Origin of the sequence: Mesorhizobium sp. LMG17149, from assembly GCF_024518695.1 — a bacterium.
Taxonomy (GTDB): domain Bacteria; phylum Pseudomonadota; class Alphaproteobacteria; order Rhizobiales; family Rhizobiaceae; genus Mesorhizobium.
This window is the reverse complement of record NZ_JANIFL010000017.1, coordinates 91963-110634: the sequence shown is the minus strand read 5'-3', so window position 1 is coordinate 110634 and position 18672 is coordinate 91963. Positions and strand designations below refer to the sequence as shown.

The window sequence follows — 18672 nt, the reverse complement described above, 5'->3', positions numbered from 1 at the left end:
GGCTGGAGAGTGGTCGTTGTTAGGCGGGTTAGGGCAAGAACTCCGGCCCAGCTGAATTGCGCAAGTGGGCATGCGAAGCCGACGACAATGCCAAGGAAGCTACCGCGTGAACAATTTTAAAACTACTAAAAGTTGACGAGTTATTTGCTCGTGCCGTGCCGACTAGTGACGCATCTTCATGCCACCGTCAGCTGCACCAGAGGCACAGCCATCACAACAGCAGGCAATCACTCTCCCAGGCCGTCGTCACCCGGACATCACGGTAACTCAGTCCTTCGCCCGCTCCACATAAGCCCCATCGGCCGTCATCACCACCACGCGGGTGCCCGGTGCGATGTGCGGCGGCACCAGCGTACGCACGCCGTTGGACAGCACGGCTGGCTTGTAGGACGACGAGGCCGTCTGGCCCTTGGTCGTCGGCTCGGTTTCCACCACTTCGAAGGTGGCGCGCTGCGGCAGCACCAGGGAAATGGCAATGCCGTTGAACTGCGACACCTGCACGGCCATGCCTTCCAGCAGGTAAGGCGCCATGTCGCCGACCACGGCTTCCGACACCGCGACCTGGTCGTAGCTTTCCGGGTTCATGAAATGAAAGCCTTCGCCATCACGGTACAGGAAGGTGTGCTCGCGCTCTTCCACATAGGCGCGCTCCACCTGCTCGGTGGTGCGGTAGCGCTCCGAAACTTTCACCCCGTCGCCGATGCGGCGCATGTCGAGCTGCGTTACAGGCGTGCCCTTGCCGGGGTGGATGTTTTCGGCAAAGAGGATCACATAAAGCTTGCCGTCCTTGTCGACGACATTGCCTTTGCGGAGCGAACTGGCGATGACTTTCACCACGGTTTTAAATCCTGCAAGAAGAGTTGACTGGCATTTGCCGGCTAGTGCGGCGCTGGATGGGGGCCTAGCGCATCTTGGCCGCCGCCGCCAGCCCCCTTGCGCCATGAACCGAGCCGCATGACCGAAGCTTCGCCCTGGTGGACGCCTGACGTTCATGCCGACCGCCGCCCGCGGCTGATGCTGCGCAACGGCATCGCCGCCAGCCTGCGCGACTGGTTCGCCGCCCATGATTTCGTCGAGGTTGAGACAGCCGCCCTGCAGGTCTCGCCCGGCAATGAGGCGCATCTGGCGGCTTTCGCCACGGAGGCGGTGGGGCCGGATGGTGCCCAGTCGCCACTCTATCTCCACACCTCGCCGGAATTCGCCTGCAAGAAGCTGCTCGCCGCCGGTGAGGTCAGGATATTCAGCTTCGGTCCGGTCTATCGCAACCGCGAGCGCGGCCCCTTGCACCATCCCGAATTCACCATGCTCGAATGGTATCGGGTCGGCGAAGCCTATGAGAGCCTGATGCTGGATTGCGCCGCGTTCCTGGCGCTCTCCGCGACAAGGGCAGGGGCTACTCTCTTCTCGTTTCGTGGCCGCGACTGCGATCCGTTCGCCGAGCCGGAACGGCTGAGCGTGGCGGACGCCTTCACCCACTATTCCGGCATCGACCTGCTGGCCACGGTCGCCGCCGACGGAAGCACCGATCGCGACGCGCTATACGCCGCCTTGATCCGGGCCGGCATGCGTACCGCGCCCGACGACAGCTGGGCCGACCTGTTCAGTCGGGTGATGGTGGAAAAAATCGAGCCATTCCTCGGGCAGGGACGAACGACCATCCTGTGCGAATATCCGGTGGCCGAGGCGGCACTGGCACGGCCGAGCCCACGCGACCCGCGCGTGGCGGAGCGTTTCGAGCTCTATTGCTGCGGCGTCGAACTCGCCAACGGCTTTGGCGAACTGACCGACGCCGACGAGCAGCGCCGGCGCTTCGTCATCGAGATGGACGAGAAGCAGCGCATCTATGGCGAGCGCTATCCGCTGGACGAGGATTTCCTCGCCGCCCTTGCCATCATGCCGCCGGCCAGCGGCATCGCGCTCGGCTTCGACCGGCTCGTTATGCTGGCGACAGGCGCGCAAAAAATCGAGGACGTGATCTGGACGCCTGTTGCCTGAGGCGCGGAAAGATCTGGCCTATTCGATTCCAGGGATCAAGACTGGACCGTGATCCCGAACCAAGAGACCACATGATCGGTACTGGATTTCAAGGTCAATCGGGAAGTTCTACAGTGGCTGCTTCTGAAACGGTCGAAATCGCCATTGTCGGCGCCGGAGTTGTCGGGCTGGCGACGGCACTTCGCCTTGTCGCGGACGGCCGCGAAGTCCTGCTCATCGATCCGAACGAGCCGGGCTCCGGCGCGTCATCAGGCAATGCCGGAACGATCGCCGAATATGCCTGCATGCCGGTCGGCACTCCTGCGGTGCTGCGGGCGTTGCCAAAGCTGCTGCTTGATCCCGACAGCCCGTTTTCGCTGCGCTGGCCGGCGCTGCTGCAGCTGGCGCCATGGCTCGTTCGGTTCATGCGGCAATCGCTGCCGGCGGCCACCCGGGCCAATGCGCTGGCGCTCGCCGGACTGCTGGCCGACGCCCTCCCGGCCTGGGAAGACATGGCCGGGGAGGCCGGCCTGGAGGACCAGCTGCGCCGCAATGGCTGTCTTTACCTCTATCGCCGCGAGAGCGATTTTGCCGCTGGCGCCAGCGGCCGGGCAATGCGCGCTGGGTTTGGCATCCGCCAAGAGGTGCTGACTCCCGAAGAGGTGGCGGCGCTTGAGCCGGGCCTGCCGGCGACAGCAGCGCATGGCGTGTATTTTCCCGACTCGATCAATGTCACCGATCCGGCAATGGTGATGCGGCGGTTGCTGGGCGCGGTGAGTGCCCGTGGTGCATCGGTGAAGCAGGCTGAGATCACCGGACTGCAGGTCGAGGCTGACGGTGTCCAGCTCAGCGGACCCGGCGTTCGCATCAAGGCTGGCACGGTGGTGATCGCCGCCGGTGCACGGTCGCGCGCACTGGCCGCGCAGGCCGGCGACAGGATTCCGCTCGAGACCGAGCGCGGCTACCATCTGGAATTCCAGACCGACGCGCCGCTGCTCAACCGACCTGTCTGTCCCGTCGATCTTGGTTTCTACCTGACGCCGATGGCTGGCCGCTTGCGGGTCGCCGGCACCGTCGAACTCGGCGGCCTGGTCGCGCCGCCAAATCCGCGCCGGCTGGCGCTGCTTGACCGTGGCGCCAGGCAAATTTTTCCCAGGCTCGGCTCGCCTGCCTCGCATTGGCTCGGCTTCCGGCCGTCCCTGCCGGATTCCAGGCCGGTCATCGGCGCTTCGCACGGCAGCTCCCGCGTAATTCATGCTTTCGGGCACGGCCATCTCGGCCTGACGCTGGCTCCGATCACCGCGCGGCTGGTCGCCGACTTGATCGGCGGACGCGGCGATCCGGCTCGGCTCGCACCTTTCGCGGCGGGCCGTTTCGGCCGTTGATCGACCGATGCCCTCGATCTGAGTTAGTGCGCGAAAACCTGCTCCAGCGAGCGAAAACCCTTGAATTCCAGGGCATTGCCCGAGGGGTCGCGGATGAACAGCGTTGCCTGTTCGCCGGGTTCGCCCTTGAAACGCACCATCGGCCGTTCCAGCCAGTCGATGTCGTCGCGCGCCTCCAGCCGCGTCGCCAGGCGCTGCCAGTCGTCCATCAGCAGCACCGCGCCGAAATGCGGAATCGGCACGACAATGCCGTCGACCCTGCCGTCACTGGGGGCCTGTGCGGCCTGCGGACGCAGATGCGCCGACATCTGGTGGCCGTAGAGGTCGAAATCGACCCAGGTCGCGGATGAACGGCCGATCGCACAGCCCAGCACCTCGCCATAGAAAACGCGGGTTTCATCGAGATCACGGACCGGGAAGGCGAGATGGAAAGGCGTCATCGAAATGCTCCGTGCAGGCTGCGAACCGATTTTGCGTGACAGGGTTCGCGATTTGAACCGCCCACCCTGCATTTTGATTGAAGCCTATGCCATTGCACAAGCCGGACCGGAACAATAGATGGGTGGGCAACGGCCGCACACCGGCCGCACCAGCAGGATTTCAGGCATGACCGATATATCAGACGCAGCAAAATTGACCGACCGCGTCGCGGCTCTGGTCGAGGCTGCCAAAAAGGCCGGCGCCGATGCCGCCGACGCGGTGGCCGTGCGCGGCCGCTCGACCGGCGTGTCGGTGCGTCTCGGCAAGGTCGAGGCTACGGAAGCCTCCGAGAGCGAGGATGTGGCGCTGCGTGTTTTCGTCGGCGGCCGCGTGGCGAGTGTCTCGGCGACAGCGGCGTCCGACCCGAAAACGCTGGCCGAACGCGCTGTTTCCATGGCGAGAGTCTCGCCTGAGGATCCCTATCAGGGGTTGGCCGACCCGGCATTGCTGGCCAAACAGACACGCGATCTCGATCTGTTCGACGCCACCGAGGTGTCCGCCGACCAGTTGAAGGAAGCCGCATTGGCGGCGGAGGCGGCAGCGCTTGGCGTCAAGGGCGTGACCAATTCGGCCGGCGCCAGCGCCGGTGCCGGCCTCGGCGGCCTGGTGCTGGCCACCTCGCACGGCTTCCTCGGCCACTATGTCGGCTCGCGGTTCTCGCGCTCGGCCAGCGTCATCGCCGGCGAGGGCACCGGCATGGAGCGCGACTATGAATTCTCATCGCGCCAGCACTTTGCCGATCTCGATGCGCCCGAGGACATCGGCCGCAAGGCCGGAGAACGCGCGGTGCGCCGCATCGGCGCGCGCAAGGCAGCGACCGGGCCGGTCGACGTGGTGTTGGACCCACGCGTCGCGCGCGGCATTGCCGGCCATCTGGCCGGCGCCATTAACGGCGCCTCGGTCGCGCGCAAGACCTCGTTCCTGCGTGACATGATGGGCAAGCAGGTGGCCGCCTCCGCCATCACCGTCACCGACGAGCCGCTTAGGCGGCGTGGCCAGGCCTCGCGTCCGTTCGATGGCGAAGGCGTCGAAGGCGAAAAGCTGTTGATGGTCGAGAAGGGCGTGCTCAACCACTGGTTCCTGTCGACCTCGGCTGCAAGGGAACTGGGCCTCGTCACCAACGGCCGCGGCGCGCGCGGCGGCTCCTCCGTGACGCCATCCTCCACCAATCTCGCCATCGAACCGGGCGAGCGGTCGCCGGAAGAGCTGATCAAATCGCTCAGGACCGGCTTCTACGTCACCGAAGTGTTCGGCCAGGGCGTCGACATGGTCACCGGCGAATACAGCCGTGGCGCCTCGGGTTTCTGGATCGAGAACGGTGAACTGGCCTATCCGGTCGCCGAGGTCACCATCGCCTCGAACCTGAAGACGATGTTCCTCAACATGGTGCCGGCCGATGACCTCGACCGCAATTTCGGCACCGCCGCCCCAACGCTCCTGATCGAAGGCATGACCCTTGCCGGAGCATGACCTGACCACTGCCGGGGCCACCGAAGATTTGCCGCTGCTGCGCGATGCCGCCCGCGAGGCGGGGCTCATCGCCATGCGCTACTTCGGCAACAGCCCGCAAGTCTGGATGAAGGGCGGCACATCGCCGGTCAGCGAGGCCGACCATGCCGCCGACGCCTACCTGCGCGAAACGCTGCTGGCGGCGCGACCGGATTATGGCTGGCTGTCGGAAGAGACCGTCGACGATCCGGTCCGGCTTTCGGCACGCCGCACCTTCGTCGTCGACCCGATCGACGGAACGCGCGGTTTTCTGGAAGGCCAGCGCACCTGGTGTGTCAGCGTTGCCGTCGTCGAGCATGGCCGCACGCTGGCCGGCGTGCTGGAATGCCCGGCGATGGAGGAGACCTATTGGGCGCTGCCCGGCCAGGGCGCCTTCCGCAACGGCAAGCGCATTGCGGTTCGCAAGCTGGCGGAAACAGCCGAGATTTCCGGGCTGAAGCAGTTGACCGACCTGATGCCGGCCGAATGGCAGGCGCGGCTGAAGCGAGCGCCCTACAGCCCTTCGCTGGCTTATCGGCTGGCGATGATCGCCAATGGCGCGCTGGATGCCACTTTCGTCAAGCCGAATGCGCATGACTGGGATATTGCGGCGGCCGACCTCATCCTGCGCGAGGCCGGCGGCCAGCTGCTCGACCAGCACGGCCGCGCTCCGCTCTATGCCGGCGAGGTGACCCGTCACGGCGCCCTTGCTGCCGGCAGCGGTGAATTGCTGGCCGTGCTCGCCGGCGTCATCGCCGGCCTGGACGCGTGAAGGCGTTTTCCCCGGCGAGATGAATTCATCTCGCCCTAAAGGTTCCAAAGTTGGCGGCTTTGGTCTAGACCTGTGACAAACTCACGATATGTGAAGGACCGACATGGCCGCGGAAGACGGAAAGAAACAGCTTTTGCATCTGGTGTTCGGTGGCGAACTCAAGAAGCTTGGCGGCACCGAATTCCGCGATCTCGAGGGCCTCGATATCGTCGGCATCTATCCCGACTATCAATCCGCGCACACGGCGTGGAAAGCCAAGGCGCAAGCCAGCGTGGACAACGCCCACATGCGTTACTTCGTCGTTCATCTGCACCGGCTGCTGGACCCCGACAACAAGGCTGCCGGTTGACTTCGATGGAGCATGACCTGGCGAAAGGGCCAGCAAGCGATGCCGCGCCCACGGGCAGGGGACGCAGCCGCACGACCAAGGCCTTCTGGCGCAAGATACGCCAACCGCTGGCGCAGTCGCGATTCGTCAAGAACGCCATCGCCAGCCTGTTCGCCCAGTTCGTGCGCTTCGTGCGCCTCACCAATCGCGTCGTCGAAGGATCGGCACGGTTTTCGGGCGGTGCCTATACCGAGTTCGAGCCTGGCATCATCGCCTTGTGGCACGGCCAGCATCTGCTGACGCCGGCCTATTACCCCAAGCGCAAGCCGCTGGTCGCCATGGTTTCGCGCAGTGCCGATGCCGAGCTCAACGCTTTGATGCTGGAGAAATTCGGCATCGAGGCAGTGCGCGGCTCCGGCGGGCGGGAAAATGCCAGGCATCTCGACAAGGGCGGGGCAAAAGCGCTTATCGCCCTGAAAAAGTCGCTCGCCGTCGGCAAGAACGTCGCCATGATCGCAGATATTCCGCACGGCACGCCGCGAGACGCAGGGCTTGGTATCGTTCTCCTGGCTCGCCTCTCGGGTCGGCCGCTAGTGCCCGTCGCCATCACCACCAGCCGTCGCAAGGTGCTGGAGAAGAGCTGGGACAAGACCACCATCAACCTGCCGTTCGGCCGTTCGTCGATCGTCATCGGCCAGCCGATCTTCGTGGCGGCCGGCGCCGATGAGGCCGAAATGGAGCGCAAGCGCCAGGAAGTGACGACCGCGCTCAATGCCGCGACCGCCGAGGCCTACCGTCTCGTGGATGCCCCGCGATGAGCGGCCGCTGGGCGCGAGCCATGCTGTCGGCATACCGTTTCGCGGGTGCGGCCGCCTATCCGCTGGTCGGGCCCTATGTGGCCTGGCGCACCTCACGCGGCAAGGAAGACCGCTACCGCCGCCGCGAGCGCTATGGCGTCGCCGGCCGCGCGCGCCCCGACGGGCCGGTGATCTGGATCCATGCCGCGAGCGTCGGTGAGACCATAGCCGTCGTGCCGTTGGTCGAAAGCATCCTCGACTATGGCGTCAACATCGTGCTGACGACCGGCACGGTCACCTCGGCGCAGGTCGCCGATGAGCGTCTCGGTGACCGGATCATCCACCAATACGTACCGCTCGATCTCAAGCCGGCGGTTAGCCGGTTTCTCGATCACTGGCAGCCGGATCTGGCGATCATCGCCGAATCCGAGATCTGGCCGATGACCATCCTCGAGCTTGGCGCGCGCCGCGTGCCGCAGGTGCTGGTCAATGGCAGGCTGTCCGACCGCTCATTCAAGTCGTGGAAGAAACGGGCCAACATCGCCGAGGCGTTGTTCGAGAACCTGGCTCACGTCGTGGCGCAGTCGGATGTCGATGGCGAGCGGTTTCTGGCGCTCGGCGCCCGGCCGGTCACCGTGTCGGGCAATCTCAAGGTCGATACCTCGCCGCCGCCCGTCGACGAACGGGCGCTGGCGACGCTGCGGCGGCAGATCGGCACGCGCCCGACCTGGGCGGCGATCTCGACCCATGACGGCGAGGAAGTGGTCGCGGCTGAAGTCCACGCGACGCTGCACAAGCGCCACCATGGTCTCCTGACGATCGTCGTTCCGCGTCATCCCGATCGCGGCGAGGCGCTTGCGGCACAAATTTCCGGCATGGGCCTGAAGGTCGCGCGGCGCAGCAAGGGCGACAGGATAGCCGCCGACACGGATATATTGCTCGGCGACACGATCGGCGAGATGGGGCTCTATCTCCGGCTGACCGAAATCGCCTTCGTCGGCCGCTCGCTGACCTCCGAGGGTGGCCAGAACCCGCTGGAACCGGCCATGCTCGACACCGCGGTTCTCGCCGGGCGCAATGTTCAGAATTTTCGCGAGGCCTACCAGCGTCTCCTCGACAGCGGCGGCGCCAAGCTGGTGCGCGATCGCGACATGCTGGCCGGCGCCGTCAATTTCCTCCTGACCAACGAAGTGGCGCGCCACGAGATGATGGCGGCGGGTGTGGCGACCGTCGACGAGATGCGTGGCGCGCTGGCGCGCACGCTGAAATCGCTTGAGCCCTATATCCAGCCGCTGGTCGTCAAGTCGCGCCTGAAGGGCGCGAACGGTCGCTAGCGTGGCCTCTGAAGCGCCACCATTCTGGTGGGAAGAGCCGGACTGGCGGGTCCTGGCACTGTCGCCGCTATCGGCCATCTATGCGGCCGCCGCCGGCCGCGGCATGCGGCGGGCCAAGCGCGAGAAGATCGAAGCACCCGTTCTGTGCATCGGCAATTTCACGGTTGGCGGCACCGGCAAGACACCGGTGGCCATCGCGCTCGCCGAGCAGGCGAAGCGAATGCATCTGAAACCAGGCTTCCTGTCGCGCGGCCATGGCGGCTCGTTCGCCGAGCCTCACGTGGTCGATATCGACCATGACAGTGCCAGGCATGTCGGTGACGAACCGCTGCTGCTCGCCGAACACGCGCCGGTGGCGGTGACGCCGAACCGCGCCGCCGGCGCCCGGCTGCTGCTGGAACGGCATGGCTGCGATTTCCTGATCATGGATGATGGCTTCCAGAGCGCCCGCATCCACATCGACTACGCGCTGGTCGTCGTCGACGCGCGCTATGGGATCGGCAATGGCCGCGTCATTCCGGGCGGGCCGCTCAGGGCCAAAATCGTCGACCAGCTGGTTTTCACCAGCGGGCTGTTGAAAATGGGCGAGGGCACTGCCGCCGACAGCGTGGTCCGCCAGGCGGCACGCGCCGGCCGGCCGATCTTCGAGGCCCATACAGAGCCAAGCGGCAAGGCAGGGCTTGCCGGCAAGCGGTTCCTCGCCTTCGCCGGTATCGGCCATCCCGAGAAATTCTTCGACACGGTGCGCCAAGCCGGCGGCGAGCTGGTGTTGACGCGGCCGTTTCCGGACCACCATTTCTATGCCGAGGACGAACTTGCCGAGTTGGCGGCGACCGCACGCACTGAGGGGCTGGTGCTCATCACCACCGCCAAGGACGCCGCCCGGCTGCGCCACGGCGCCTCACAGGACTTTCTCGACCGGCTCGAGGTGCTGGAGATCGACACGGTCTTCGAACTCGATCACGTTCCCGAGCGCATCATCGACGAGACGCTCGATGCCTGGCGCCAGCGCAAGCTGAAGGGTTAACCGCGCTTGCGCAGCTCCGGATGCATCTCGATTTCGCGGCGCAGCGAGGCGGTGGCGCTGATGTAGGGCTCCTGCCTGGCGACGCTCCAGTATTTCAACTCGTCGAGCGGAATGGTTTCGCCTGTCACCGCGCAACGCACGAACGCGCCGGGACTGGTAACCTGGAAGTCGCCATCCAGATAGCGGATGCGGGCTTCCTTGCCGCCGGGGCCTTCGAAACGGTTCATCATGCGGGGACGCCAGGGTTCATGAGGATTTCATCGCCATAAATTCCCGGCGAGGTCAAGCATGCGACAAGCCTGAGACAATGCTGAACGCTTATTGTGAGGCGGAAAAATGGTGTTGGTGGGCCGCAATGGACATTTCCTCCACTCGTCTTCCCGCCTTGCTCAGGGAAGTGATGACGCCGCAGGCCGTGCCCTCGGGGCAGGCTGATCCAGTCATGACGGCACTGGTCAAGGCGCTGGTCCAACCGCCGGCGCCGTCTCTGCTCGCACAACAGACAGCGCCAGCGCTGTTGACTTTGCCGGCCGCGCCAATGGCCGTCAAATCGCAGCAGATCGCATCGGCTGGCATCGTCGATGCCTATCTTGCCCAACTTGAGACGGGCGAAGAGGCGGCGTTGGCAACGATCGCGGCGAGAAAGGCAAAACCCGAAGCCGAAACGCCGCGAGCCTTCTTGCCGCCTTCGACAACGGCCAATGATAATGCTCCTGCCAGGGTTGCGGGGCTGTCATTGCTGTCGCTTATCCCGCCGCAGGCTCCAGTCCCGCGCAACGCTGCCGCTTTGGGTGCATTGGCGGGCAGGCACAGGCCGGCCAATCAATCCCATGGTGCGGCGCCGAACCCTGAGCACTTGCTGGTGAAGGTCGGCTTTGTTTCGATAGTGGCCGGTTTGCTGGGAACCGTGATCCTTGGGTTCGTTCTGTTGTTGCTTCGCTGAGCTTCGAATCGGCTGGTTCTCGATATATGCCCGGCGGAAGGCCTACCGCTCGGCTTCGATGAACGCCTCGATCTTTTCCGGCGCCAGCCCGGCCTCCGCCGCGATGCGGCGGGCGAGGTCGGCGGCTGCGGTACGCGGCCGCCCGATCGGCCGGTCGAGCCAGTAGGACACCGGATTGAGCGCGGTGCGCTCATCGACGGGCGTGATGCGGCCCGATTGCAATTGATGCCCGGTCAGGGGTGGGCGTGCCAGCGCGATGCCGAGCCCATAGGCGGCGGCGTCGAGCACCAGATTGTAGTCCTCGAAGCGACGGTCCTGCGGGCGCGGGCGATAATCCATGCCTTGCGCGGCAAACCAGGCGCGCCAGGCAGACGCGTCGGAATCGTTGATCAGCGGATATTTGAGCAGCCGGGCAGGGTCGCCGCGGCCGATCTCGCAGGCAAGCTCGGGTGACGCGACGGGGAAGACATGTTCCTCGAAAAGCTGCACCGAGACGCGGCCCGGAATGCCGCCGCGTCCACAGCGGATGGAGAGATCGATGCCCTCATCGGCAAGGTCGGCCTGGCGGATATCGACATCGAGCACGATGCGCAGCTTCGAGGGATTGTTCTCCAGAGCCGCCATGCGCGGCATCAGCCACAGCCCGCTGACCGAGGGGATCGAGGTCAGCCGCACCACCGCCGTGCCACGCGGCTCGACCCAGCGGTCGGAATGGGTCGATATCAGCGCAAAGGCTTCCGCCGTGCGCAGATGCAGCCGGTTGCCCTCGATCGTCAGCGAGACGCCGCGCGCCCCACGGTCGAAGACTTTCAATCCCAGCCAGTCCTCGAGCTTGGCGATCTGCCGGCTGACGGCGCCATGGGTGATGTTGAGCTTTTCGGCGGCCGCCGAAAAGCTGCCTGTCCGCGCCGCCGCATCGAAGGCGCGCAGTGTTTCGAGCGGTACCATTGTGTCCGAGCTGTGATCCATAGTCACAGCTGATCCTCGATTTGGTCGTTTGTCAACTGGCCTGGAATGGCGTTTTCTGCCTTTCAGGACCGAAGAATGCGAGGGCAGTGAGATGAGCGCGATGACGGGCACGTTGAATTCGACACAGCGGATGGACACCACGGCAGCCATTGCTGTCGCGCTGACGGTGGTTGGCTGGGCCTCCGCCTTTCCGGCGATCCGCGCCGGTCTCGCTGCCTTCGGACCGCTGGAACTCGGCGCGTTGCGCTTTGCCATCGCCGCGGTGCCGGCGGCGATCTTCCTGGCCATCAAGCGCCCGGCGCTGCCAAGGCTCGACGAAGTGTGGCGCCTGGTCTTTGGCGGCGCCATCTTCGTCGCGCTCTACACCGTCATGCTCAATTTCGGCGAACTGACCGTCTCTGCCGGTGCCGCCGGCTTCATCATCAATGTCAGCCCGATCTTCACCGCCATCATGGCGATGGTCCTGCTGGGCGAGCGCTTTTCGGGTATGGCCTGGGCCGGCACGGTGATTTCCTTCGCCGGCATTGGCGTCATCGCCATGGCCGACGGCAATGGACTGTCTTTTAACACCGGTGCTCTTCTGGTGCTTGGTTCGGCCTTGTGCTCGGCCGTCAACACCATCGTCCAGAAGCCGCTGTTTGCCCGCCATCATCCGTTGACCATCTCCGCTTCGAACATGGTGCTCGGCGCACTATGCCTGGCGCCCTTCCTGCCGTCGGCCTTTTCGCAGGCGGCGATTGCCGACGCAGCAGGCCTCGGCGCCGTCATCTTTCTTGGCATCGTGCCCAGCCTGATCGCCTATGCCGCCTGGGCGACCGCGCTGTCGCGTCTGCCCGCCGCACGTGCCTCCAACTTCCTCTATCTGGTCTCGCCGATGTCCGCGCTGATCGGCTTCTTCTGGCTGGGCGAAGTTCCGACGCTGCTCGGCATAATCGGCGGCGCGCTGGCGCTGGGCGGTGTCATCGTGGTGAATTTGAAGAGATGAATATTGCCGGCCGTCCGCTTCCCTCATTCGGGAACGATGCCTCGGTCAAACGCGTTTAGCCGGTGTTTATTCGACGGAGGTCCGAATGCCGGGTGCAACGACGCACCGACGCATGCAACTGGGTGATCTATCCATTTTCTATCGCGAGGCAGGGCCGCCAGAAGCACCTGTCTTGCTGTTGCCGCACGGCTATCCCTGCTCTTCGTTCCAATTCCGCCGACTGATGCCGGCGCTCGCCGACCGCTGGCGAACGATTGCATTCGACTGGCCGGGCTTCGGATACAGTGGCACACCAGATCCGGCCGCCTTTGGCTATGATTTCGACGCCTATTGCGACGTGCTTTCCAAACTTGCCGATGAAGTCGGTCTCGAACGCTACGCCTTGTGGCTGCATGATTACGGCTCGCAGATAGGACTCCGGCATTCGATCTCGCACCCCGAGCGGATCAGTGCCCTGATCATCCAGAACGGCGACATCTACGAGGACGTGCTTGGTCCGAAATACGCCACGATCAAGGCTTGGTGGGCCGACAAGACGCCCGACAAGCACCGTCCGCTCGAGGCCGCGGTAAGTGAGGACGGGTTCCGGGCCGAATTCATCGGAGAAGTGGCTGACGACATCGCCACGCGCGTGGCGCCCGATCTCTGGAGCCTTCACTGGCCACTGATGAACACGCCGGTTCGTCGGCAGATCGCCGTCGGTCTGATGGAGAAGCTGGAAGCCAATCTCACCTGGTTTCCGCGCTACCAGGCTTATTTGCGTGAACACCATCCGCCCACGCTGATCGTTTGGGGGCCAGAGGACGGCTATATGCCCGCGGCGTCGGCACGGGCCTATCATCGCGATCTGCCCGATGCGGAACTGCATCTGATCGAGGGGGCGGGTCACTGGCTGCTGGAGACACATTTCGACGACGCGCTGCCGCTGGTCCGCGATTTCCTGGCTCGTGTTCACGGCTGATCACAGCCGGCGTCCGCCATGCTCAGTTTGCTGTCCGCCTGACTGAAGGAGAACCTCATGCCGACCAAACCGACCATCGCGCGCATCTGGCGCGGCCGCACCCGCCGCGATGTCGCCGACGCCTATGAGCCATACCTGCGTGCCGAGGGTATTCCGCCCCTCGAGAAGACAGCGCTTGGCGTCCAATTGCTGCGCGCGGACCGCGATGCCGAGACGTGGTTCACAACCATCTCGTATCGGGCCGACATGCAGGCGATGACCGCCTTTACCAAAGGCGAACCGACCAAAGTCCATCATCTGGACCGCGATGCCGAGTTCCTGATCGAACTGCCGGAGCGGATCGACATCCACCGGATATTCGTCGATCGCCAGGGACTGCGCTGAACGGCGAATCTGGTGGTTCGCAATCTCGCCTTCTTCGCGGTGATGTCGCTGATCTGGGGTCTGACCTGGGCGGCGATCAAGCTCGGTCTCGATGACGTGCCTCCGCTCCTGCTGGCGGCGGCGCGCTATTGCTGACCGCCGCGCTTCTGGCAACAGCGGTGCGTGGAGCCGGCGCGGCATTCGCCCACGGGCGAACGGTGGTCTCGGCATTGCTGGTCAACACCGGCACCTACGAGCGGTGAAGCGATGGCCCGCAATCCGTCCGCAGCTACCGCCGCCCGAAAAGCCGTTCGATGTCCGCCAGCTTGAGTTCGATATAGGTTGGGCGGCCGTGGTTGCAGGTGCCCGAACCGGGCGTCGCCTCCATCTGCCGCAGCAGCGCGTTCATCTCCTCGGCCTTGAGCAGGCGGCCGGAGCGCACAGAGCCGTGGCAGGCCATGGTCGCGGCTATTTTGTCCAGCCGCTCCTTCAGCGTGTCGACCGTGTCGTTGTCGGCGATCTCGTCGGCGAGGTCGCGCACCAATTGCCCGACATTGGTCTCGCCCAGCATCGACGGCGTCTCGCGCACCGCGACGGCGCCGGGGCCGAAGCGCTCGATGCCGAGACCGAAGCGGGCCAGCGTTTCCGAATGCAGCGCAAGCCGCTCGGCATCCTCTTCCGGCAGGTCGATGATTTCGGGCAAAAGCAGCATCTGCGAGGGCACCGGGCGCGAGTGCAGCGCATTCTTCAGCGCCTCGTAGACCAGCCGTTCATGCGCCGCATGCTGGTCGACGATGATGAGCGAATCCCTGGTCTGGGCGACGATGTAGTTCTCATGCACCTGGGCGCGCGCCGCGCCCAGCACCGCGCCGAGCAGTGTCTCGGCCGCTTCATCCTGCCCTGCGCGCGCATCGGCACTGGCGCCGGCATCGAACGCCGCCTGCTCGTTATCACGCAAGCCGCGCTGATCGAATCCCGCGCCCTCGAAACCCATGTCGAGTGGCCGCTGCGGCGACCGGGCGGCGTCGAAGCCGGACGGGCCCGACGCGCAGTAGGCCGCGTCGTAGCTGCGGTGGCCGTTTGCCGGTCCGCCGTGGCCGTAGGATGCGGCCCCTGGCCGGAACGCCGCCATCATGCCGGCGGCACCCGTGGTGGCGGCGCGGACGCCGGCATCGGCCAGTGCCTGTCGAATTGCACCGACGATCAATCCGCGCACAAGGCCGGGATCGCGGAAGCGCACATCGGCCTTGGCTGGATGGACATTGACGTCGACGATGGCCGGGTCGAGCGTCAGGAACAGCACCGTCACCGCATGGCGGTCACGCGGCAGGACGTCGGCATAGGCACCGCGTATGGCGCCGGCGATCAGCTTGTCGCGCACCGGGCGGCCGTTCACATACGCATATTGCTGCAGCGCGTTGGCGCGGGTGAAGGAGGGGATCGACACGTGGCCGGTCAGATGCACGCCTTCGCGCATCGCATCGATGGCAATCGAATTGTCGGGAAAGTCGGCGCCCATCACCTGGGCGACACGGCGCAGGCTGCCTTCCGCACTGTCATCCGTCGCCGGCAATTCCAGCGTAGAGCGGTCCGAGCCGGCCAGCGTGAAGCGCACGGCGGGGAAGGCGATGGCGATGCGCTTGACCACATCGCTGGTGGCCGAGCTTTCGGCGCGCTCGCCCTTCATGAACTTCAATCGGGCCGGCGTTGCGAAGAACAGGTCGCGCACCTCGACCGTGGTGCCGCGATTGGCCGCCGCCGGCCTGACAGGCAGGACGCGGCCACCCTCGATGCCGATCTCGGCGGCGCTGTCACTTGCTGCCGTGCGCGAGCGGATCGACAGTCGCGACACCGAGCCGATCGACGGCAGCGCTTCGCCGCGGAAGCCCAGCGAGCGGATGTCGTTGATATCCTCGGTGAGCTTGGAGGTGCAGTGACGTGCGATCGCCAGCGCCAGCTCCCGTTCGGGAATGCCGGAGCCGTCATCGGTGACGCGGATGAGGTTCAGCCCGCCGCCGGCTGTGACGATCTCGACGCGCGAAGCGCCGGCATCGAGCGCATTCTCAACCAGTTCCTTGACGACGCTCGCCGGACGCTCGATGACTTCGCCGGCGGCGATCTGGTTGATCATCGTTTCGGAAAGCTGGCGGATGGGCATGGCAGCACTATAGGCGGATTCGAGACGGATGCGGAAGGATTCGGTGTTGCGGAACAGTGGATAGGCTGGCGAGACAGCACCTCCCTCTGGCAGGCCGCAGGGAGGTGCTGTCCCGCCGACTTCCAAGGGACTGGGAGGCGCTGCCCCTCACGCTTGCTCCGCCAGCCAGTCTCGCACCTTGCGGGCGTTGTCGCTGAGTTCCCGGTTCTTCGGCCAGACGACATAGAACGCCTTGCCGGTCTTCAGCACATGATCCGTCACCGGCACCAGCAAGCCCGACGCCAGCAGCCGCTCGGCGAGGTGCCGCCAGCCGAGCGCGATGCCCTGGCCTTCCATGACGCCCTGGATCACCAGGCCGTAGTCGTTGATGCGCAGGCCGCGCGCGGTATCGCTGAGATTGGCGCCCGCCGACTGGAACCATTCGTCCCAGCTGGCCGCCTCGCGATACGGCTCCTCCAGATGGATGAGGCGGTGCGTGGCCAGTTCGGCAGCGGATTGGGGCAGGCCGAACTTTGCCGCATAACTGGTGCCGGCGACGGGAAATATCTCCTCGTCGGCCAGCGGCAACGAGTGATAGTCCGGCCAGTCCAGCGGCGCGCCGCCGCGCACGCCGAGCGGAATGCCTTCCGCGATGATGTCGAGGTCACGGTCGGCGGTCTGGATACGCAGGTCGATGCCCGGCAGTTCGTCGCGGAACTGCTGCAGGCGAGGCATCATCCAGAACGAGCCGAACGCGGTCGAGGCAGCCAGCGTGACATGACCGCCGGTTGCCTGCAGGCGCAGATCCTCCGCCGATTTGCGAATATGCGAAAGGCCGAGCGAGACATCGGCATGGAAGCGCTCGCCGGCCTCGGTCAGGAGAACCTGGCGGTGGCGGCGCTGGAACAGCTTGGCGCCAAGCCGTTCTTCCAGCCCGCGCACGGCATAGGAGACGGCGGCCTGCGTCATGCCGAGCTCGCGCCCGGCGGCGGTGAAGCTCGACAGCCGCCCGGCCGCCTCGAAGACGATCAGGCTGCCGGCCGAGGGCAGGAGGTGGCGCAGGCTTCGCATAAGCTGAGCTTATACAAGAGATCAGGATTTTCCAGCGTCACATCACCATTTTGTCGCGTTAGGCTCCTTCATGAGTGGAATGGAGTTGCCATGAACGCACCGGCCCCTGAAGTGACCGAACATGCCAACCGCCGCAGTGGCGGCCGCCTGGGACGCAAGGCCCTGCGCGGAGCTCCGGTAACGTCGTTTCCGACCCTGGTCCGCCAGATCCCCGTCTACCAGATGGTCCCCGATGAGGCGGTCGAGCTGATCCACGAGGAGTCGCTCTTGATCCTCGAAGAGGTGGGATGCGAATTCCGCGACGACGAGGCTATCGCACTGTGGAAGGCGGCGGGCGCGGATGTCTCGGAAACTCGTGTGCGGATCGACCGGGCCCTGCTGATGGAACTGGTATCGAAGGTCCCGTCGGAGTTCACGCTCAATGCGAGGAATCCGCAGCGTACGGTGCGGGTGGGCGGCAACAATACCATCTTCGTGCCGATGTATGGCGCGCCCTATGTGCGTGACCTCGACAACAACAGGCGCTACGGCACGCTCGCCGACCTCAACAATTTCCACAAGCTCGCCTACATGGCGCCGGCGCTGCATTCATCGAGTTCGGTCATTTGCGAGCCGATGGAAATCGCGGTACCGAAGCGTCACCTCCACATCATCCATTCCGCGCTTAAGCATTCCGACAAGCCGTTCATGGGCATCGTCACGTCCAAGGAGCGGGCGGAAGACACGATGGCGATGGCAGGCATCGTGTTCGGCGAGGATTACGTCCGCGACAACCCGGTCCTGGTGTCGATCACCAACTGCAATTCGCCGCTGGTGTGGGACGCCACCATGCTGGACGCGATGAAGGTCTATGCCCGAAGCAACCAGCCGCTGATCCTCGCACCCTTCGCACTGTGCGGCGCCTCGACTTCGGCGTCGGCCGTCGGGGCAGTCGCGCAGGTCAATGCGGAAGCGCTGGCGGGCGTCGCCTTCACGCAACTGCTGCGCCCAGGGTCGCCACAGATCTACGGACAGTTCATGGTCACCGTGGACATGAAGACCGGCGCTCCGATGGGCGGCACGCCGGAGGCGGCCCAGATGATGTACCTGATGGGCGCGCTGGCGCGGAAATACAAACTGCCGTGGCGCACCTCGGGCTTCCATGTCGGATCGAAGCTCAACGACGCCCAGGCGGGCTACGAGGCCAACATGCTGATGCATGCCGCCATCCTCGCCGGCGCCAACTACATCTGGCACTCCGCCGGGTGGCTGGAGGCCGGCCTGAGCTGCGGCTATTCGAAGTTCGCTACGGACTGCGAACAGCTGGTTGGCTGGTACAAATATGCAGGCGGCCTTCCGTTCGACGATTTCAAGGAAGCGATGGCAGCGGTTCGCGAAGTCGGGCCGCAGGGCCATTTTCTCGGCACCAAACACACGCTCGAACATTTCGAGTCGGCCTTCTTCATACCCTCGATCATGGACTTCAATTCGTACGAACAGTGGAAGGCAGAAGGGGCGAAGGACCACGACACGCGCGGTCGCGAGAAGGCGCGCAACATGCTGGCGGATTACGAGGAGCCGAAGCTCGACGAAGGCATCGCCGATGGCCTGATGGATTTCATCGCGCGGCGCGAGGAGAGGCTGCCGGACAGCGTCAGTTGACGCGAAGAACCAAGATC

General features: G+C 65.1%; 20 protein-coding genes. 14 read left to right on the top strand and 6 right to left on the bottom strand.

From position 1 onward, the window contains the following. Positions 1-267: 267 nt before the first annotated feature. Positions 268-837, bottom strand: coding sequence for an elongation factor P (efp, locus tag NP945_RS30605; RefSeq protein ID WP_027038615.1), 570 nt, complete (start codon positions 835-837; stop codon positions 268-270). A gap of 117 nt (positions 838-954) precedes the next feature. On the opposite strand from efp, the gene epmA reads away from it, so the two are divergent. Both epmA and NP945_RS30595 read left to right on the top strand, forming a co-directional pair. Then, positions 955-1995, top strand: a complete 1041-nt coding sequence (gene epmA / locus NP945_RS30600) for an EF-P lysine aminoacylase EpmA (protein ID WP_256748390.1) — start codon at positions 955-957, stop codon at positions 1993-1995. 113 nt (positions 1996-2108) lie between these two features. Next, positions 2109-3359 (top strand): FAD-dependent oxidoreductase, encoded by a 1251-nt coding sequence (locus NP945_RS30595; RefSeq protein WP_256748389.1) that lies wholly within the window; start codon positions 2109-2111, stop codon positions 3357-3359. 23 nt (positions 3360-3382) lie between these two features. Here the strand turns inward: NP945_RS30595 and NP945_RS30590 are convergent, their stop codons facing one another. Continuing rightward, positions 3383-3799 (bottom strand): VOC family protein, encoded by a 417-nt coding sequence (locus NP945_RS30590; protein WP_127266861.1) that lies wholly within the window; start codon positions 3797-3799, stop codon positions 3383-3385. Between the two features lie 166 nt (positions 3800-3965). Between NP945_RS30590 and NP945_RS30585 the strand changes: the two genes are divergently transcribed. The 6 genes from NP945_RS30585 (at position 3966) to lpxK (ending at position 9585) form a co-directional block, all read left to right on the top strand. Then, positions 3966-5309 (top strand): TldD/PmbA family protein, encoded by a 1344-nt coding sequence (locus NP945_RS30585; protein ID WP_256748388.1) that lies wholly within the window; start codon positions 3966-3968, stop codon positions 5307-5309. Then, positions 5296-6099 carry a 3'(2'),5'-bisphosphate nucleotidase CysQ gene (locus NP945_RS30580; protein WP_256748387.1) on the top strand — a complete coding sequence of 268 codons (804 nt, stop codon included), beginning with the start codon at positions 5296-5298 and terminating at the stop codon, positions 6097-6099. Before NP945_RS30585 ends, NP945_RS30580 begins: the two co-directional genes overlap by 14 nt. A 103-nt stretch (positions 6100-6202) precedes the next feature. Further along, the gene (locus NP945_RS30575; protein ID WP_127257990.1) at positions 6203-6448 is read left to right on the top strand and encodes a DUF4170 domain-containing protein; all 246 of its coding nucleotides are present in this window, start codon (positions 6203-6205) and stop codon (positions 6446-6448) included. Positions 6449-6453: 5 nt separating this feature from the next. Continuing rightward, on the top strand, positions 6454-7245 hold the full coding sequence (locus NP945_RS30570; protein ID WP_127266858.1) for a lysophospholipid acyltransferase family protein: 792 nt from the start codon (positions 6454-6456) through the stop codon (positions 7243-7245). Continuing rightward, positions 7242-8558, top strand: coding sequence for a lipid IV(A) 3-deoxy-D-manno-octulosonic acid transferase (gene waaA, locus NP945_RS30565; protein ID WP_027038607.1), 1317 nt, complete (start codon positions 7242-7244; stop codon positions 8556-8558). Before NP945_RS30570 ends, waaA begins: the two co-directional genes overlap by 4 nt. Position 8559: 1 nt before the next feature. Then, positions 8560-9585: a tetraacyldisaccharide 4'-kinase gene (gene lpxK, locus NP945_RS30560; protein ID WP_256748386.1), complete on the top strand. Its 1026-nt coding sequence runs from the start codon at positions 8560-8562 to the stop codon at positions 9583-9585. Here the strand turns inward: lpxK and NP945_RS30555 are convergent. Further along, the gene (locus tag NP945_RS30555) at positions 9582-9815 is read right to left on the bottom strand and encodes a DUF2093 domain-containing protein (RefSeq protein ID WP_128288671.1); all 234 of its coding nucleotides are present in this window, start codon (positions 9813-9815) and stop codon (positions 9582-9584) included. The genes lpxK and NP945_RS30555 overlap by 4 nt on opposite strands. Positions 9816-9940: 125 nt before the next feature. Here NP945_RS30555 and NP945_RS30550 point away from each other — a divergent pair, with 125 nt between their 5' ends. Next, positions 9941-10528, top strand: a complete 588-nt coding sequence (locus tag NP945_RS30550) for a hypothetical protein (protein ID WP_128308912.1) — start codon at positions 9941-9943, stop codon at positions 10526-10528. A gap of 42 nt (positions 10529-10570) precedes the next feature. Here the strand turns inward: NP945_RS30550 and NP945_RS30545 are convergent, their stop codons facing one another. Next, a complete protein-coding gene (locus tag NP945_RS30545) occupies positions 10571-11497 on the bottom strand; it encodes a LysR family transcriptional regulator (RefSeq protein WP_127381835.1) in 927 nt (308 codons plus the stop codon). A 91-nt stretch (positions 11498-11588) separates the two neighbouring features. Between NP945_RS30545 and NP945_RS30540 the strand changes: the two genes are divergently transcribed. The 4 genes from NP945_RS30540 to NP945_RS30525 all read left to right on the top strand — a co-directional run bounded on the left by NP945_RS30540 (position 11589) and on the right by NP945_RS30525 (position 13962). Further along, positions 11589-12482 (top strand): DMT family transporter, encoded by an 894-nt coding sequence (locus NP945_RS30540; protein ID WP_256748385.1) that lies wholly within the window; start codon positions 11589-11591, stop codon positions 12480-12482. 85 nt (positions 12483-12567) lie between these two features. Then, positions 12568-13443, top strand: coding sequence for an alpha/beta fold hydrolase (locus tag NP945_RS30535; protein ID WP_256748384.1), 876 nt, complete (start codon positions 12568-12570; stop codon positions 13441-13443). Between the two features lie 57 nt (positions 13444-13500). Next, positions 13501-13827 (top strand): hypothetical protein, encoded by a 327-nt coding sequence (locus NP945_RS30530; protein WP_256748383.1) that lies wholly within the window; start codon positions 13501-13503, stop codon positions 13825-13827. Between the two features lie 12 nt (positions 13828-13839). Then, positions 13840-13962, top strand: coding sequence for a hypothetical protein (locus NP945_RS30525; protein ID WP_256748382.1), 123 nt, complete (start codon positions 13840-13842; stop codon positions 13960-13962). 133 nt (positions 13963-14095) lie between these two features. Here the strand turns inward: NP945_RS30525 and mutL are convergent, their stop codons facing one another. Continuing rightward, complete coding sequence (gene mutL / locus NP945_RS30520) at positions 14096-15964, bottom strand: DNA mismatch repair endonuclease MutL (protein WP_256748381.1); 1869 nt, start codon at positions 15962-15964, stop codon at positions 14096-14098. Positions 15965-16111: 147 nt separating this feature from the next. Further along, positions 16112-17014 (bottom strand): LysR substrate-binding domain-containing protein, encoded by a 903-nt coding sequence (locus NP945_RS30515; protein WP_127269035.1) that lies wholly within the window; start codon positions 17012-17014, stop codon positions 16112-16114. Between the two features lie 90 nt (positions 17015-17104). Here NP945_RS30515 and NP945_RS30510 point away from each other — a divergent pair, with 90 nt between their 5' ends. Continuing rightward, positions 17105-18655, top strand: coding sequence for a trimethylamine methyltransferase family protein (locus NP945_RS30510; protein ID WP_127330649.1), 1551 nt, complete (start codon positions 17105-17107; stop codon positions 18653-18655). The last annotated feature ends 17 nt before the right edge of the window (positions 18656-18672 follow it).

Excerpts from the sequence above, each read along its gene's own strand:
- epmA (WP_256748390.1), top strand. The coding sequence starts at position 955 with ATGACCGAAGCTTCGCCCTGGTGGACGCCTGACGTTCATGCCGACCGC.
- NP945_RS30590 (WP_127266861.1), bottom strand. The coding sequence starts at position 3,799 with ATGACGCCTTTCCATCTCGCCTTCCCGGTCCGTGATCTCGATGAAACC.
- NP945_RS30585 (WP_256748388.1), top strand. The coding sequence starts at position 3,966 with ATGACCGATATATCAGACGCAGCAAAATTGACCGACCGCGTCGCGGCT.
- NP945_RS30575 (WP_127257990.1), top strand. The coding sequence starts at position 6,203 with ATGGCCGCGGAAGACGGAAAGAAACAGCTTTTGCATCTGGTGTTCGGT.
- NP945_RS30570 (WP_127266858.1), top strand. The coding sequence starts at position 6,454 with ATGGAGCATGACCTGGCGAAAGGGCCAGCAAGCGATGCCGCGCCCACG.
- waaA (WP_027038607.1), top strand. The coding sequence starts at position 7,242 with ATGAGCGGCCGCTGGGCGCGAGCCATGCTGTCGGCATACCGTTTCGCG.
- NP945_RS30555 (WP_128288671.1), bottom strand. The coding sequence starts at position 9,815 with ATGATGAACCGTTTCGAAGGCCCCGGCGGCAAGGAAGCCCGCATCCGC.
- NP945_RS30550 (WP_128308912.1), top strand. The coding sequence starts at position 9,941 with ATGGACATTTCCTCCACTCGTCTTCCCGCCTTGCTCAGGGAAGTGATG.
- NP945_RS30545 (WP_127381835.1), bottom strand. The coding sequence starts at position 11,497 with ATGGATCACAGCTCGGACACAATGGTACCGCTCGAAACACTGCGCGCC.
- NP945_RS30540 (WP_256748385.1), top strand. The coding sequence starts at position 11,589 with ATGAGCGCGATGACGGGCACGTTGAATTCGACACAGCGGATGGACACC.
- NP945_RS30535 (WP_256748384.1), top strand. The coding sequence starts at position 12,568 with ATGCCGGGTGCAACGACGCACCGACGCATGCAACTGGGTGATCTATCC.
- NP945_RS30530 (WP_256748383.1), top strand. The coding sequence starts at position 13,501 with ATGCCGACCAAACCGACCATCGCGCGCATCTGGCGCGGCCGCACCCGC.
- mutL (WP_256748381.1), bottom strand. The coding sequence starts at position 15,964 with ATGCCCATCCGCCAGCTTTCCGAAACGATGATCAACCAGATCGCCGCC.
- NP945_RS30515 (WP_127269035.1), bottom strand. The coding sequence starts at position 17,014 with ATGCGAAGCCTGCGCCACCTCCTGCCCTCGGCCGGCAGCCTGATCGTC.
- NP945_RS30510 (WP_127330649.1), top strand. The coding sequence starts at position 17,105 with ATGAACGCACCGGCCCCTGAAGTGACCGAACATGCCAACCGCCGCAGT.